15 protein-coding genes are annotated in these 12,695 nt (G+C 49.9%); 12 read left to right on the top strand and 3 right to left on the bottom strand.

The window, feature by feature from the left end; genetic code table 11:
* Window positions 1–3 precede the first annotated feature (3 nt).
* Genes LVJ78_RS03090 through LVJ78_RS03070 form a run of 5 tightly spaced genes read left to right on the top strand, consistent with a single transcriptional unit; the run spans window position 4 to window position 3,295 of the window.
* On the top strand, window positions 4–1,053 hold the full coding sequence (locus tag LVJ78_RS03090) for a glycosyltransferase family 4 protein (RefSeq protein ID WP_132954694.1): 1,050 nt from the start codon (window positions 4–6) through the stop codon (window positions 1,051–1,053).
* Window positions 1,054–1,062: 9 nt separating this feature from the next.
* Window positions 1,063–1,620, top strand: a complete 558-nt coding sequence (gene gmhB, locus LVJ78_RS03085; RefSeq protein ID WP_132954693.1) for a D-glycero-beta-D-manno-heptose 1,7-bisphosphate 7-phosphatase — start codon at window positions 1,063–1,065, stop codon at window positions 1,618–1,620.
* A 57-nt stretch (window positions 1,621–1,677) separates the two neighbouring features.
* Window positions 1,678–2,418: a lysophospholipid acyltransferase family protein gene (locus LVJ78_RS03080; protein ID WP_132954692.1), complete on the top strand. Its 741-nt coding sequence runs from the start codon at window positions 1,678–1,680 to the stop codon at window positions 2,416–2,418.
* A 3-nt stretch (window positions 2,419–2,421) separates the two neighbouring features.
* On the top strand, window positions 2,422–2,604 hold the full coding sequence (locus LVJ78_RS03075) for a hypothetical protein (protein ID WP_132954691.1): 183 nt from the start codon (window positions 2,422–2,424) through the stop codon (window positions 2,602–2,604).
* A 1-nt stretch (window position 2,605) separates the two neighbouring features.
* Window positions 2,606–3,295, top strand: coding sequence for a M48 family metallopeptidase (locus LVJ78_RS03070; protein ID WP_132954690.1), 690 nt, complete (start codon window positions 2,606–2,608; stop codon window positions 3,293–3,295).
* A 131-nt stretch (window positions 3,296–3,426) separates the two neighbouring features.
* Here LVJ78_RS03070 and LVJ78_RS03065 read toward each other — a convergent pair whose 3' ends face one another.
* The gene (locus LVJ78_RS03065) at window positions 3,427–4,251 is read right to left on the bottom strand and encodes an SDR family oxidoreductase (RefSeq protein WP_132954689.1); all 825 of its coding nucleotides are present in this window, start codon (window positions 4,249–4,251) and stop codon (window positions 3,427–3,429) included.
* A gap of 280 nt (window positions 4,252–4,531) precedes the next feature.
* Between LVJ78_RS03065 and LVJ78_RS03060 the strand changes: the two genes are divergently transcribed.
* Together LVJ78_RS03060 and LVJ78_RS03055 are read left to right on the top strand one after the other, a co-directional pair.
* The gene (locus LVJ78_RS03060) at window positions 4,532–4,948 is read left to right on the top strand and encodes a cytochrome c (protein WP_165870938.1); all 417 of its coding nucleotides are present in this window, start codon (window positions 4,532–4,534) and stop codon (window positions 4,946–4,948) included.
* A 180-nt stretch (window positions 4,949–5,128) separates the two neighbouring features.
* Window positions 5,129–5,587 carry a c-type cytochrome gene (locus LVJ78_RS03055; protein ID WP_132954687.1) on the top strand — a complete coding sequence of 153 codons (459 nt, stop codon included), beginning with the start codon at window positions 5,129–5,131 and terminating at the stop codon, window positions 5,585–5,587.
* Window positions 5,588–6,299: 712 nt separating this feature from the next.
* Here LVJ78_RS03055 and LVJ78_RS03050 read toward each other — a convergent pair.
* Window positions 6,300–6,587: a hypothetical protein gene (locus LVJ78_RS03050; RefSeq protein WP_132954686.1), complete on the bottom strand. Its 288-nt coding sequence runs from the start codon at window positions 6,585–6,587 to the stop codon at window positions 6,300–6,302.
* A gap of 235 nt (window positions 6,588–6,822) precedes the next feature.
* Between LVJ78_RS03050 and LVJ78_RS03045 the strand changes: the two genes are divergently transcribed.
* From LVJ78_RS03045 to LVJ78_RS03025, 5 genes are all read left to right on the top strand, one after another.
* Window positions 6,823–7,509 (top strand): S24 family peptidase, encoded by a 687-nt coding sequence (locus LVJ78_RS03045; RefSeq protein WP_132954685.1) that lies wholly within the window; start codon window positions 6,823–6,825, stop codon window positions 7,507–7,509.
* 107 nt (window positions 7,510–7,616) lie between these two features.
* A complete protein-coding gene (gene erpA / locus LVJ78_RS03040) occupies window positions 7,617–7,955 on the top strand; it encodes an iron-sulfur cluster insertion protein ErpA (protein ID WP_132954684.1) in 339 nt (112 codons plus the stop codon).
* Window positions 7,956–8,404: 449 nt separating this feature from the next.
* Window positions 8,405–9,076, top strand: a complete 672-nt coding sequence (locus tag LVJ78_RS03035) for a hypothetical protein (protein WP_132954683.1) — start codon at window positions 8,405–8,407, stop codon at window positions 9,074–9,076.
* Between the two features lie 100 nt (window positions 9,077–9,176).
* Entirely contained in the window at window positions 9,177–9,512 is a 336-nt protein-coding gene (locus LVJ78_RS03030; protein ID WP_244802577.1) for an IS630 transposase-related protein, read from the top strand.
* 13 nt (window positions 9,513–9,525) lie between these two features.
* Window positions 9,526–10,002, top strand: coding sequence for an IS630 family transposase (locus LVJ78_RS03025; protein ID WP_244802578.1), 477 nt, complete (start codon window positions 9,526–9,528; stop codon window positions 10,000–10,002).
* A gap of 240 nt (window positions 10,003–10,242) precedes the next feature.
* On the opposite strand, the gene LVJ78_RS03020 is transcribed toward LVJ78_RS03025, so the two are convergent.
* Window positions 10,243–12,630, bottom strand: a complete 2,388-nt coding sequence (locus LVJ78_RS03020; RefSeq protein WP_132954592.1) for a penicillin-binding protein 1A — start codon at window positions 12,628–12,630, stop codon at window positions 10,243–10,245.
* Window positions 12,631–12,695 lie beyond the last annotated feature (65 nt).

Raw genomic sequence — 12,695 nt, 5'->3', positions numbered from 1 at the left:
GTTATGAATAATATTGCCATCAGCATCAACTGCTTCCGCAGCGGCGGCGGCATGGAAAGCTACACCTTCGATTTGGTCAGGCAGCTTGCCGCCGAACAGCAAACTGTTAGCGTTTATGCATCGGTGTTCGACACCTCCGTGTCTGAATACCGACAAATTCAGGCGGTGCACATCAATCAAAAACGGATACCGAAAAAGCTGCGCCCCTATTTTTTCGCCCGCCAACTCGACCGCAAACGCCGGCCTGGCGAGCCACTGATTGCCTGCAACCCCAGCGACCATGCCGATGTGTTTATCTGCGGCGGCACCCATTTGGGCTATCTGCAGGGCATGCAGCAGCAGGCCAACCTGCTCGACAAACTCACCATCCGCCGCAACCGCAGCAATTATGAAAGCGCGCGCAGCATTATGGCGCATTCGCAGCTGATGCAGCGCGAGCTGCTCGATTTATACGGCATCACGCCTGAAAAAATCCGCGTGGTGCACCCGCCGGCCGACACCGCACGCTTTTATCCGCAACCCGAAAGCATTGCCGCCACCCGCGCGCAATACGGCTTTGCCGATGATGAAACCGTGTTTCTTTTCCCTTCAACCGGCCACAAGCGCAAAGGACTGGATTTATTGGCGGCTTTTTTCGAGCAAACCGCCTTGCCGGTAAAGCTCGCCGTGGCCGGCTCACCGCTGCCGCGGCCCATGAAAAATGTGCTTGAATTGGGCTTCTGCAAAAATATGCCCGAGCTTTACCGCGCCGCCGACTACACCATTATGGCCTCGATGTATGAGCCTTTCGGCCTCGTGGGCGTGGAATCGGTGCTGTGCGGCACGCGCGTGGTGCTGGCCGACAATATGGGCTGCTGCGAAGTGCTCACCGACAGCGCCGGCTTTTTCTTTTCCCGCCAAAATCCGCAAACGCTGGCAAGCTGCATCGAAAAAGCCGTTAACCTCAAAGCCGCCGGATTGCATAAATTGGCCGACCCGAAGCAAGCATTAAGCTATAATCCCACTTTGCCGCACCACATCCGGCAGCTTTTCCAAATGTTAGAGGCCGTCTGAAAGATTTTTATGAAGCTGATTATCCTCGACCGCGATGGCGTGATTAACCAAGATCGCGATGATTTCGTTAAATCCGCCGACGAATGGATACCGATTGCAGGCAGCATGGACGCGATTGCCTTTCTCACCGAAGCGGGCTACACCGTGGCCGTGGCCACCAATCAATCGGGCATCGGCCGCAAATATTTCACCATGCAAGAGCTCACCGAAATGCACAATAAAATGCACCGTTTGGCGCAACAGGCCGGCGGCGTCATCGACGGCATCTGGTTTTGCCCGCACACGGCCGCCGACGGCTGCGATTGCCGCAAACCCCTGCCCGGCATGGTGAGCGATATTTTAAGCCGCTTCAATGCCGAAGCGGCCGACACTTGGCTTGTGGGCGACAGCTTGCGCGATTTGCAGGCCATTGCCGCAGTGGGCGGCAAGCCCGCACTGGTGCTCACCGGCAAAGGCAAAAAAACGCTGGCAGCCGAGGGCGATTCATTGCCTGAAAACACGCAAGTGTTTGATAATTTATTGGCTTTTTCGCAATATTTGCTGCAAAACCATGCAGAGGCCGTCTGAAAAACAGCTGAGCACCCCTCAAAAAAGCTCTGCCCGATTTTTTAAAAGAAAGCGATTATGCTGCTGATCCGCAATTTGATTTACTGGCTGCTGCTGGTGCTGATTACCCCGCCGATATTTCTGCTGTTTTTGCCGGCCGCACTGTTTCACAACGGTGCCAACAAAATGGGGCGCGTGTGGGCGCTCACGCTGATGTGGTCTCTCAAGCACATTATCGGCCTGAATTATCGCGTCATCGGGCGCGAAAACATTCCCGCCGGGCCCGCGATTATTTGCAGCAAACACCAATCAGGCTGGGAAACCTTAGCCTTGCAGGAAATTTTCCCACTACAGGTTTATGTGGCCAAAAAAGAATTGTTCAAGCTGCCTTTTTTCGGCTGGGGGCTGAAGCTTGCCAAAACCATCGGCATCGACCGCAGCAACCGCGCACAAGCCAACACTCAATTAATGGCGCAAGGTTTGGCACGCAAGCGCGATGGCTTGTGGATTACCATTTTTCCGGAAGGCACGCGCATCCCGCCCGGCCAACGAGGTAAATACCGCCAAGGTGGCGCGCGCATGGCGCAAATGTTTGAAATGGATTTGGTGCCTGTGGCGGTTAACAGCGGCGAATTCTGGCCGCGCAATTCTTTTATGAAATACCCCGGCGAAATCACCGTGGTAATCGGTGCGCCCATCCGCCACAATAGCGGCACGCCAGAAGAAATGATGGCGCAATGCGAGCATTGGATTGAAAACCAGCAAAGCCAAATCAGCGGTGTCGGCCCTTGCGCGGCCGGCAAAGCCAAGGCCGTCTGAAACATGATGCCCAGCGATCACATTTCCGCCATTCTCTTCGCCCTTTTGGTGATTGCTTTCGGCTGGCGCTATTTCGGCCGCGGCCTGCGCGCCGACGGTTTCCACCCCGCCACCCGCCGCTTATTGCTCAGCGCAGGCACTGCAATCATCGTGCTGAGCCTGCTTTATTATCTGGGCGCGCTTTAATATGGCCGCTTTTACCCACACGCTTTCAGACGGCCTCAAGCTGCAAGTGCAACTCAAACGCAGCGCCAAAAAAAACATCATCCTGCGCCCCGTGTCGGCAGAAGCCATCAGCGTAAACGCCCCGCCCTTTCTCAGCCTGCCCAAGCTGGCCGCCTGGCTGCAAGCCAACGAGCCGCTGCTGCGCCAAACCCTGCAACGCGCACCGGCAAGCTCACTCGCGCACTTGCCCGACCAAATCTGGTATCGCGGTGAGGCCACCTCTATTCTTTCCCACCCGTATTCCACCATCCGCCACGAGCAGGGCCGGCTGCTGCTGCCCGACACACTCAGCCCGCCGCAGCAAAAAGCCGCATTACGCCGCCATTTGCAAGAATGCGCCGCCCACACCCTGCTGCCCCTGCTGCAAACGCACGCACAAAAGCTGCAACTATTCCCCGCCGCCACCGCACTTTCCAACGCCAAAACCTTTTGGGGCGTGTGCCGCAGCCGCAGCGGCATCCGCCTCAACTGGCGGCTGATCGGCGCACCCGATTTCGTGGCCGATTATGTGTGCATCCACGAGCTCTGCCACCTGCCCCACCCCAACCACAGCCCGCAATTCTGGGCGCGCGTCAATCGCCACACACCGCACACCGCCGCGGCCAAACAATGGTTCAAGCAACACGGGCAGGCATTATTTGTATTGGATTAAAATTCACTCGCCAGAGTTATTCAGAGCCTCCTTAAACATCACAAAGGCCAAACATAACAAAGGCCGTCTGAAATCAAATCTTTCAGACGGCCTGTCATAAAGCTGCTTTAAAAAGCATGCCTCAACCCGATTTACTTAAACCAACTTTTAATCTTCTGAAACAAGGAAGTGCTTTGTTTTTCAAAATGATCGGCGGGCAAAGCCGGCGGGGCTTCACGATGCACCGGAAGCGCACCGAAACTTTGCGCTACCGGCATGATTTCAATGCTGTTCACATTCATATGCGCCGGACGTTGATAAAGCCATAAAGCCGTGTCGGCAATATCTTCGGGGCGGATAAACTGCACATTTTCATAAAGCTTGGCCGCGCGCGCATCATCGCCCTTAAAGCGCACATTGGAAAATTCCGTGTCGCCGCACAAGCCCGGCTCGATATTGCTCACGCGCACATCGGTGCCGGCCAAATCGGCGCGCAAATTTAGGCTGAATTGGCGCACATAAGCCTTGCTCGCACCATATACATTGCCGCCCGGATAAGGATAAGTGCCGGCAATAGAGCCCAAATTGATGATATAGCCACTTTTGCGCGCCACCATTTGCGGCAGCACTTGCCGGGTCAGATAAGTGAGCCCGATAATATTGGTGTTGATCATGGTGAGCCAATCGGCAAAATCAGCCTGCGCAGCAGGCTCAAGCCCAAGCGCCAAACCGGCGTTGTTGATCAGCGCATCAATCTCTGCAAACGGCTCGGGCAGGCTTTGCAAAGCCGCATCCACCGAAGCCTGATCGCTCACATCCATTTGCAGCGGATAAAATCGATCGCCCAGCTCAGCCTGCAGAGCTTCAAGCTTGTCGGTGCGCCTTGCCGCACCGATTACATGATAACCGGCTTCAACAAAGCGGCGGCACATCGCCTCGCCAAAGCCCGCCGATGCCCCGGTGATTAATATCGCCATTTCTTACGCTCCTTTCATCATCTGTATCGCTGGTTAATATGGTGACAAGACTACCACAACCGAGCCCGCCAAGCTTGGCAAAAACACGTTAAATGGCAACCGGAAACTTTTCAGACGGCCTTATTTTGGTAAAATCTGCCAAAGTTATGCATGGATATTATCGGAAAACCCGGCCACACCCTATTTGCAATCCACTCAAAGCAAATCGCCGCCATACGGCTGAATTTAGCTCATCCAACATAGTCGTATGCATAAAGCCGCCCAACCACAGGGAGCCACCATGAAATATTGCCTCATCCTCTGCCTGCTGGCCCTTCTCAGCAACGCTCACGCCGCCGATGCCGATGTGGCTGCGCGCGAACGCTATATGAAAGATTTCCGCAGCGCCAACAAAGCCATCGGCCGGCTGCTCAAAGCCAATCCCGCCGATATGGCCGCACTTTCCCGCCAAACCGCCGACTTGCAGGCGCTGGCCGACAAACCTTGGCCACACTACGCCTCACCCGCGGCCACGGGCGAGGCCAAAGCCGCTGTGTGGCAGCAGCCGCAACAATTTCAGGCCGCCATTCAACGCTTTAGCGAGGCCACAGCCGCCCTAAACAACGCAGCCCAACAAGGCAGCCAAGCGGCGGCGCAAAGCGCATTCGGCCAGCTTGGACAAAGCTGCAAAGCCTGTCACGACACCTTCCGCCGTTAATCAACCCGCATCGTGCCGACAAAAATATGGCCGTAAACACGCAAAGCTCAACCCAACAGAAATCCACGCACTTTACAGCCAACGGTTGCCAAAACCTCTGAAATGTATTAATACATACGCAAATGCCCATCCGCATCCATCATCGGCATACCCCAAAAACCACAACCAAAAGGAAGCTCTATGAACATCAAAACCACTTTAACCATTGGCGCCATGGCCGCTACCCTGATGCTTGCTGCCTGCGGCGGCGGCGCCGATGTTGCCAAAGGCCCGAATTCCGAAGCCCGCACCACCGCATTCAAAGCCATGATGCCCAATTTCAGCAGCATGGGTAAAATGGTTAAAGGCGAAGAGCCTTATGAGGTAGAAAAATTCAAAACCGCTGCCGCCGTCTTTGCTGAAGAAAGCAAAAAACCCTTCGAGCACTTCCAGCAAGACGCCGAAGGCAATGGCGATGCCCTGCCCGCAGTGTGGGAGCGCCCGGATGACTTCAAAGCCGCGGAAGACAAATTCCACGCCGCCGTGGCCGTATTAAACACCGCCGCGCAAAGCGGCAACCTAGGAGAAATCAAAGTTGCCTATGGCGATGCCGGCGCCAGCTGCAAAGCCTGCCACGACACCTTCCGACGCCCTAAATAAAGCCTCGAAAAAAGGCCGTCTGAAAGAAATTTTCAGACGGCCTTTTTTTTCAGTGCAGTTATGTCAGTCCCAAAAACGTACGATACCTATAGTGAAATGAATAATACCAATCCAAAAAAATAACCTAACTGCGTTGGCTCGCCTAGCCGTACTATCTGTACTGTCTTCGGCTCACCGCCTTGTTAGCTTACTTTTTTGAATTGGTATAATACCCATTCAAATGAACAAGCCATTAACAAATAAACCATTATCGATATTACATGCAAAGGCCGTCTGAAACCTCTTATGACGGTCTTTGTTTCGAATACCAAGTAAAATACTGGGAAAAAGGAAGATTATCTGCGGCTCACCGTTTGTTATCTTACTTTTTAGTTTTGGCATGAACCTAGGGTCTGTTCACAATTCATCTCGTGGTAATCTTTTGGCTCAAAATCTTACGCACGGATGAATTGTGAACAGACCCTAGAAAATATTGAAATTTTAAGGCGCACAACCACGGCCTACCATCTCTTGTATCGGCAATTAAATATAAACTATAGGCCGGATTTGCAAATACACCTCTATTCCCAAATAGCATTTGAAATTCAAATTTAACTGCCTCATCCATTATTACCACTCTTACATATATCGTCCAAGCTACAAATTATATCTACGCGAGCCAAACACAGCCTCTTTCTTACAAAGCTTGGCGTTTATAAATGATGAACAAGCTTCACGGCTCATACACCACCGCACCAATCATACCATGCTCATCTAAACCGCCATATTGCCTTTCCCATGCCCAAGCAGCCTCTCTCGCTGCGCATTGCCCGGCATAATCTGCCTGCGTTTGATTCATTTTCTGAAAATTCAGCGCATTTAATTTATCGCAGCCCAGCTCGGATAAAGGCATGGCGGCAGATTGAGCTTCTGTTTCCGTGGAAGGCAAGGCTGCCAACGCCAAGGTCAGCATACCGGCACCCAGCAGACACCGCCATTTGTTTCGTTTATTGCTCTTCATTTTGCACACTCCCAAAAATAATGACTAACCGGAGATAGGCCGGCCAAGCACTGATAAGCAAAAAAATCTTTAAACACCAATAAATAATAGTTTTGCGAATATTACTAAATTAAATCTAATTTTGCAACAATAAAATTTAAATACTATTAGAAAAAAATAATTTAATCCTTGGAATTAAGCTAAAAAAAGCGTAAACTGAGTCCAAGACAAAATAAATGCTTCATTAGGATAAGAAATGAATACCTTTAAAGAACGCTTAGCTTATTTATGGCAAAACGAAGCCAAGCAGGCAAAAATCGCTGCTGATATCGATATGACCATTGCCGGCTTCAGCCGCATCTGGCATGAGGGCGGCCTGCCGAAAGCCGAAACCCTCAAAAAAATCAAACAACTTAAAGGCTGCAGCATAGATTGGCTGCTCACCGGCGAGGGAGAACCCTTTTCCGATCATCCCGCACCGATAACCCATGCATTGGATACGCTCGGTAACCCGGTTGATCTGGATGAGTTTGTTTTTGTTCCACGCTATGACATACAGGCGGCGGCCGGCCATGGCCGGCTTGTAGAAAATGAAAAGCCTGTGTTCACCATGCCGTTTCGCCGACAATGGATTGAAACCTACATCACACGCGACAGTAAAAACCTGTCTGTTATTTCCGTGAAAGGCGATTCTATGGAAGGTGTGCTTAATGATGGCGACGCCATTTTAATCAACCACAGCGAAACCACACCGCGCGATGGGCTTTATGTGCTGCGAATCAATGAAAATCTCTTAGTCAAACGCCTGCAGGTGATGCCGGGCGGGCTGGTTAATGTGATTTCCGCCAACGAGGCTTATCCTTCTTTTGAAATCAATCTGCACAACATGACGGATGATGTAGCCATTATCGGCCGGGTAGAATGGTTCGGCCGAAATATTTAGCGGGGCTTTACCCTATCGCCGATTGAAATCAGCATATTCGCCCTGACTTGCCTAGCATTACAGTTTGCGCGACAATACCGCATACATTCATATAAAAGGAATCCACCATGTCAGACGAAAGCCCGATTGTTTTTACCGAAAGCTGCTGCGCTAAAGTAGCCGATTTGATTGCAGAAGAAAACAACCCCGACCTGAAATTGCGCGTTTTTGTAAACGGCGGCGGTTGCTCCGGCTTCCAATATGGCTTCACTTTCGATGAAATCAAAAATGACGACGACTTTGAAATCGAAAAAGCCGGCCTGAAATTTTTGGTAGATCCGATGAGCTATCAATATCTCATCGGTGCAGAAATTGATTACACCGAAAGCCTGCAAGGCTCGCAATTTGTTATCCGCAACCCCAATGCCGAAACCACGTGCGGATGCGGCTCCTCCTTCTCGGTTTAACGCCAAAACAAGCCGGAAATCTCTAAGAAAGCCGCTGAATATATTCAGCGGCTTTTCTTCTTTAAATTTTTTAACATGACATTTATAATTTGGCAGAAAACGCCCATATGCGCCAAAAATAAAATAGCACGAGAATAAACCGAAGGCTGCACAGCAACGCAAGCTCATGCAGCCAAGCTGCAGCGTAGCCATGCCATATAATTAAATAAAATTTCATTTTTATTTGAAAAAATGAATCTGCGCCACAATTTATCCACAAACAAAACTACCGCTAATCCATAATTATTGCCTTTTATATATAGTTTCAAAAAAAACAATATCCATTGGAATATCCTAACCCTTATTTTGTCGGTGGCTCAATCAAAATACCATCGTATTTAAAACGTATAAACTTATCAAATGATGGTATATCTTGATTTTAATGCTAAAAATTTAAACGGCGAGAAAGAATGAACAAGCAACAACCCCTTTATGACGTTTATGTTTCCTACCCACCCGGCGTTGATCATGGTCGGGTGGATGCTTGCATTCGGGATAATCTTCCCGACACGGAAGCAGAAGACTTGATTGCCGCGCTAGAGGAGCACCCGCAGGCCATCATCGCCGAACAATGCACTCGGGAAGAGCGTGAAAACGCACAGCATTATTTCAGCTATCTGGGGCTTGATGTGATTATCCGCCTATCTCTGGAATTGGCGCCGGACGGTACCGAGCACGAAGAAATTTTAGTCGAACAAGTTTCACAATGCCCTGTTTGCTACGCCATTATCGAAGATCCGGAGGCCAAAGAATGCCCCAGTTGCGGCACACATTTCGGTTCACTTTCCGAACGCGTTCTTCAGCGCAAACGCATCGAATGGCAAGAGCGGGTCGCTTTTGAAAATCGTAAGCAACACGAAATTGCACAAAAATTGCAACAAGAAAAGCAGGAAGAAGAAAAACGCTTGCGTAAGCAAATCCGGGCCGAGCTGGAAGAACAGTTGCGCGCGCAAAGCGGCGTTACCCGCTATTTGCCTTATTGGCTGCGTGGAAAAAAAGGCATTTTGGGGATTTCATTAGTGATCTTTGTCATGATTGTTTTGCTTGGCTGCGGCTATTTGATTGCACGCATTGCATCCTGAAAAACACATATCAAATTTGTCTGTTCGTTAAATATTTCAGACGGCCTATCAAGTTAACTTTCATATATAGTAGAATGCCTAAAAAACTTACACAAATATCATGACCTATCCACTTCATATCCGTAAAAAAATCCTGGCCGAGTTGGCGCACAGTACTTACCGCGCTGTTGCCGCAAAATATGGCGTCAGCACTACTGCTTTGCAAAACTGGCAAAAGCAGCCTGAGCCTAAAGTAGATAAAAACTACCCGCCCCGCAAAATCGATAATCAGGCTCTGGAAGAGGATGTTGCCAAGTATCCCGATGACTACCAATGGCAACGGGCTGCCCGTTTCGGTTGTGATCAGTCGGCCATCTTTCGTGCCCTCAAACGATTGAAGATTACCATTAAAAAAAATTCTCGAGCACCCGAAAGCGGATCAACAAAAAAGAGCTGATTTCGCCGCTGAATTGGAATTCTATGAGAGCCACTTATATCCCATTGTTTATTTAGATGAAAGTGGTTTTAAGAGCGATACATTCAGGCCTAAAGCCTATGCAAAACGAGGACAGACTTGCACCGGTGTATTCGATTGGAATCTGAAGCAAACCAACGTAATCGGTGCCGCCTGCAACGGCGTGCCGTTTGCCTTCGGTATGTTTGAATGCAGCGTCAACAGTGATGTTTTCCATGCTTGGATAACACAGGCATTAATTCCCGAATTACCTGCCTGCAGTATAGTGGTGATGGATAATGCGACGTTTCACAAACGGCAGGATATTTTGGGTGCGTTAAAAGAGGCCGGCCATATTGTGCTTTGGCTGCCGCCATACAGCCCTGATTTGAATCCGATTGAAAAGACGTGGGCGTGGATTAAAAAGATCAGGCGTGAATGGCGGATTTCCTGTGTAGAAACTTTACTGTTTTGGTTCTTGAATCTTGTGTAACTTTTTTGAGCATTTCACTATATCTAACACAAAAAATTAAACCCTCACTTTAACTGCTATAAACCCGCTTCAACCCATCTAATAACGATCCAACCCACACAAGACATTCCAACATAAAAAAGCCGAAACCCGTTGATACGGTTTCGGCTTTTTATCTGCCAACCCTAAAATAACCTGACTGCATTCACTCGTATTGTTATCTCATGCCCGGCCGAAGCAAATAATCCTCATCTATCAAAATTAAAATAAAGAATCCAATTGCCCTTTTTGGCTGCCGCCGGAAGGCGCAGCAGGTGCCGCCGGTTCATTGCCAGCGCCGGCGTTATCCGCGCTACCTGTCGGATTCTGAGCAGCTGTTGCACCATCTTGCTCATTCGAGTTGAGCGGGCGGCTGGAGCGATTATCCAATGGCAGCGCGGGGTTCGTGGATTGCTGCTCTTTCAAATAATACTCCCCGTCCCTGCTCACCACACCAGCAGGTGCGCTCAAACCTTTGCTCGCCACACCATTTAAAGCATAGCGCATATAATCCACCCAAACAGGCAGTGCAATAGTGCCACCATAGCCCGCACGCCCCATACTTTGCGGCTTGTCGTAACCGATATACACCGCAGTAACCACATCGGGGTTAAACCCAACAAACCATGCATCTTTATTATCGTTGGTGGTGCCCGTTTTACCGGCAACATCTGAGCGGCCAAGCGCATTGGCACGTGTGGCGGTGCCATATCGCACCACATCGCGCATCATGTTATACATAATATAGGCATTGCGCGGATCGATGGCCTGAGGGGCATTTTCTTTAGCGATTAAAGGCTGCATTTGCGCACGCAAACGGTCTTGGCTGTCATAAATTCTATCAATCACATAAGACGACACCCGATAACCGCCATTGGCAAACACGGCATAACCTTCTGCCATTTTAATCGGCGTGGTTTCGCCCGTGCCCAGCGCCATCGACAAGCTGGCCGGAATTTCAGAAGCCGAAAAGCCAAACCGCTGGATATATTGCTGCGCATAACCCACACCGATAGACATCAAAATCCGGATGGAAACCATATTTTTGGATGCCGTTAATGCTTGACGCAAGGTGATGTTGCCTGCGTAGCGGCCGTCTGAATTTTTTGGATTCCAAGTGGAGCCATTAGGCCCTTTTCCCGGCAGCGACAGCGGTGCATCATTCACAATGGTCGAAGCCGTCATCCCTTTAGCCAATGCAGCAGAATAAACGAACGGCTTGAAAGAAGAGCCCGGCTGCCGCTGCGCCTGAGTGGCACGGTTAAAGGTTTTGCTGTGAAAATCGTAGCCGCCTACCAGCGCACGCACTGCGCCGGTTTTGGTATCCAGCGACACCAACGCACCTTGCAGCAGCGGCTCCTGCACCACAGTCCAGCCACCGTTGCTCCGTTTTTGCACCCGAATCAACGCACCCTTGCGGATTTGCGCATCACCCATCTGCTTATTATTCACCGCCCGCGCAGCAAAACCCAAATTAGCCTGCTTCAAAGTGGTTTGCTCACCATTGGGCAGCTGGATGGTCACACCTTGTTTATTTGCAGACACCACCACAGCAGGCGTCATGCCGTCAATCGTATAGAGGGAAGACAAATATTGGCTGATGGTTTCTTCTATATCTTCTGATTTACTTAAATCCAGATAATGCTCGGCACCGCGATAACGACTGCCCCGATCGAAATTGCGCAATGCTTTGCGCAATGCTGCTGTGGCCACGCGCTGGTTTTCAGAATTTACCGTGGTATAAACCTTAAAGCCCTGCGTGTACGCATCTTCACCATATTTTTCATACAATTCCTGGCGCGCCATTTCCGCCACATACAATGCGCTTTGGTCGATTTGCTGAACAAAGCGCTCATAATGCAATTCCTCCGCCATCGCTTGAGCTTTTTGTTGCGGCGTGATCATGCCCAATTCCTGCATATTGTTCAGGATATAGGCTTGGCGCAATTTAGCGCGCTCGGGATTGACCACCGGGTTGAAAGCAGAAGGCGCCTTAGGCAAGCCCGCCAACATAGATGCTTCTGCCAAGGTCAGCTCTTGCACCGGCTTATTGAAGTAAATCTGAGCGGCCGCCGCAAAACCATAGGCTCGCTGGCCGAGATAAATTTGATTGAAATACAATTCTAAAATTTGATCTTTGCTCAAAGATTGTTCGATTTTATAGGCCAGCAGCGCCTCGTTAAACTTACGGGTAAAAGTGCGCTCATTGCTCAGATAAAAGTTTTTGGCCACTTGCTGCGTGATGGTGCTGGCGCCCGATTGCACGCCGCCCGAAGTGATATTGCCGATAATGGCACGCGCAACACCGAGCACATCCACACCCCAGTGTTGATAAAAGCGCTGGTCTTCCGCGGCAATCACGGCATTTTTCAAGTTTTGCGGAAAATCATTGATTTTAGTGAAAGAGCGTCGCTCCTCACCATACATCCCAATGATTTTGCCGTCTGAAGAATAAATGGTCAGCGGCATTTTCGGCTGATAATGCTGCACGGTTTCCAGAGAAGGCAGCTTCGGATAAGTGACCAATATGGCAATCGCCAGCAAGCCCACGGCAAAAAGTGCCAAGCCGAAAATCAGACCGATACAGGTAGTTATAATTTTTTTAATCATGACTAGTTAATAAATATTGCCATCAAGAGCATTAAATAAAGTAAAATAACGCAATATTTTCACTA

This window comes from Uruburuella suis, assembly GCF_022870845.1.
Classification (GTDB): Bacteria; Pseudomonadota; Gammaproteobacteria; order Burkholderiales; family Neisseriaceae; genus Neisseria; species Neisseria suis.
This window is presented reverse-complemented; position numbering and strand designations above follow the sequence as displayed.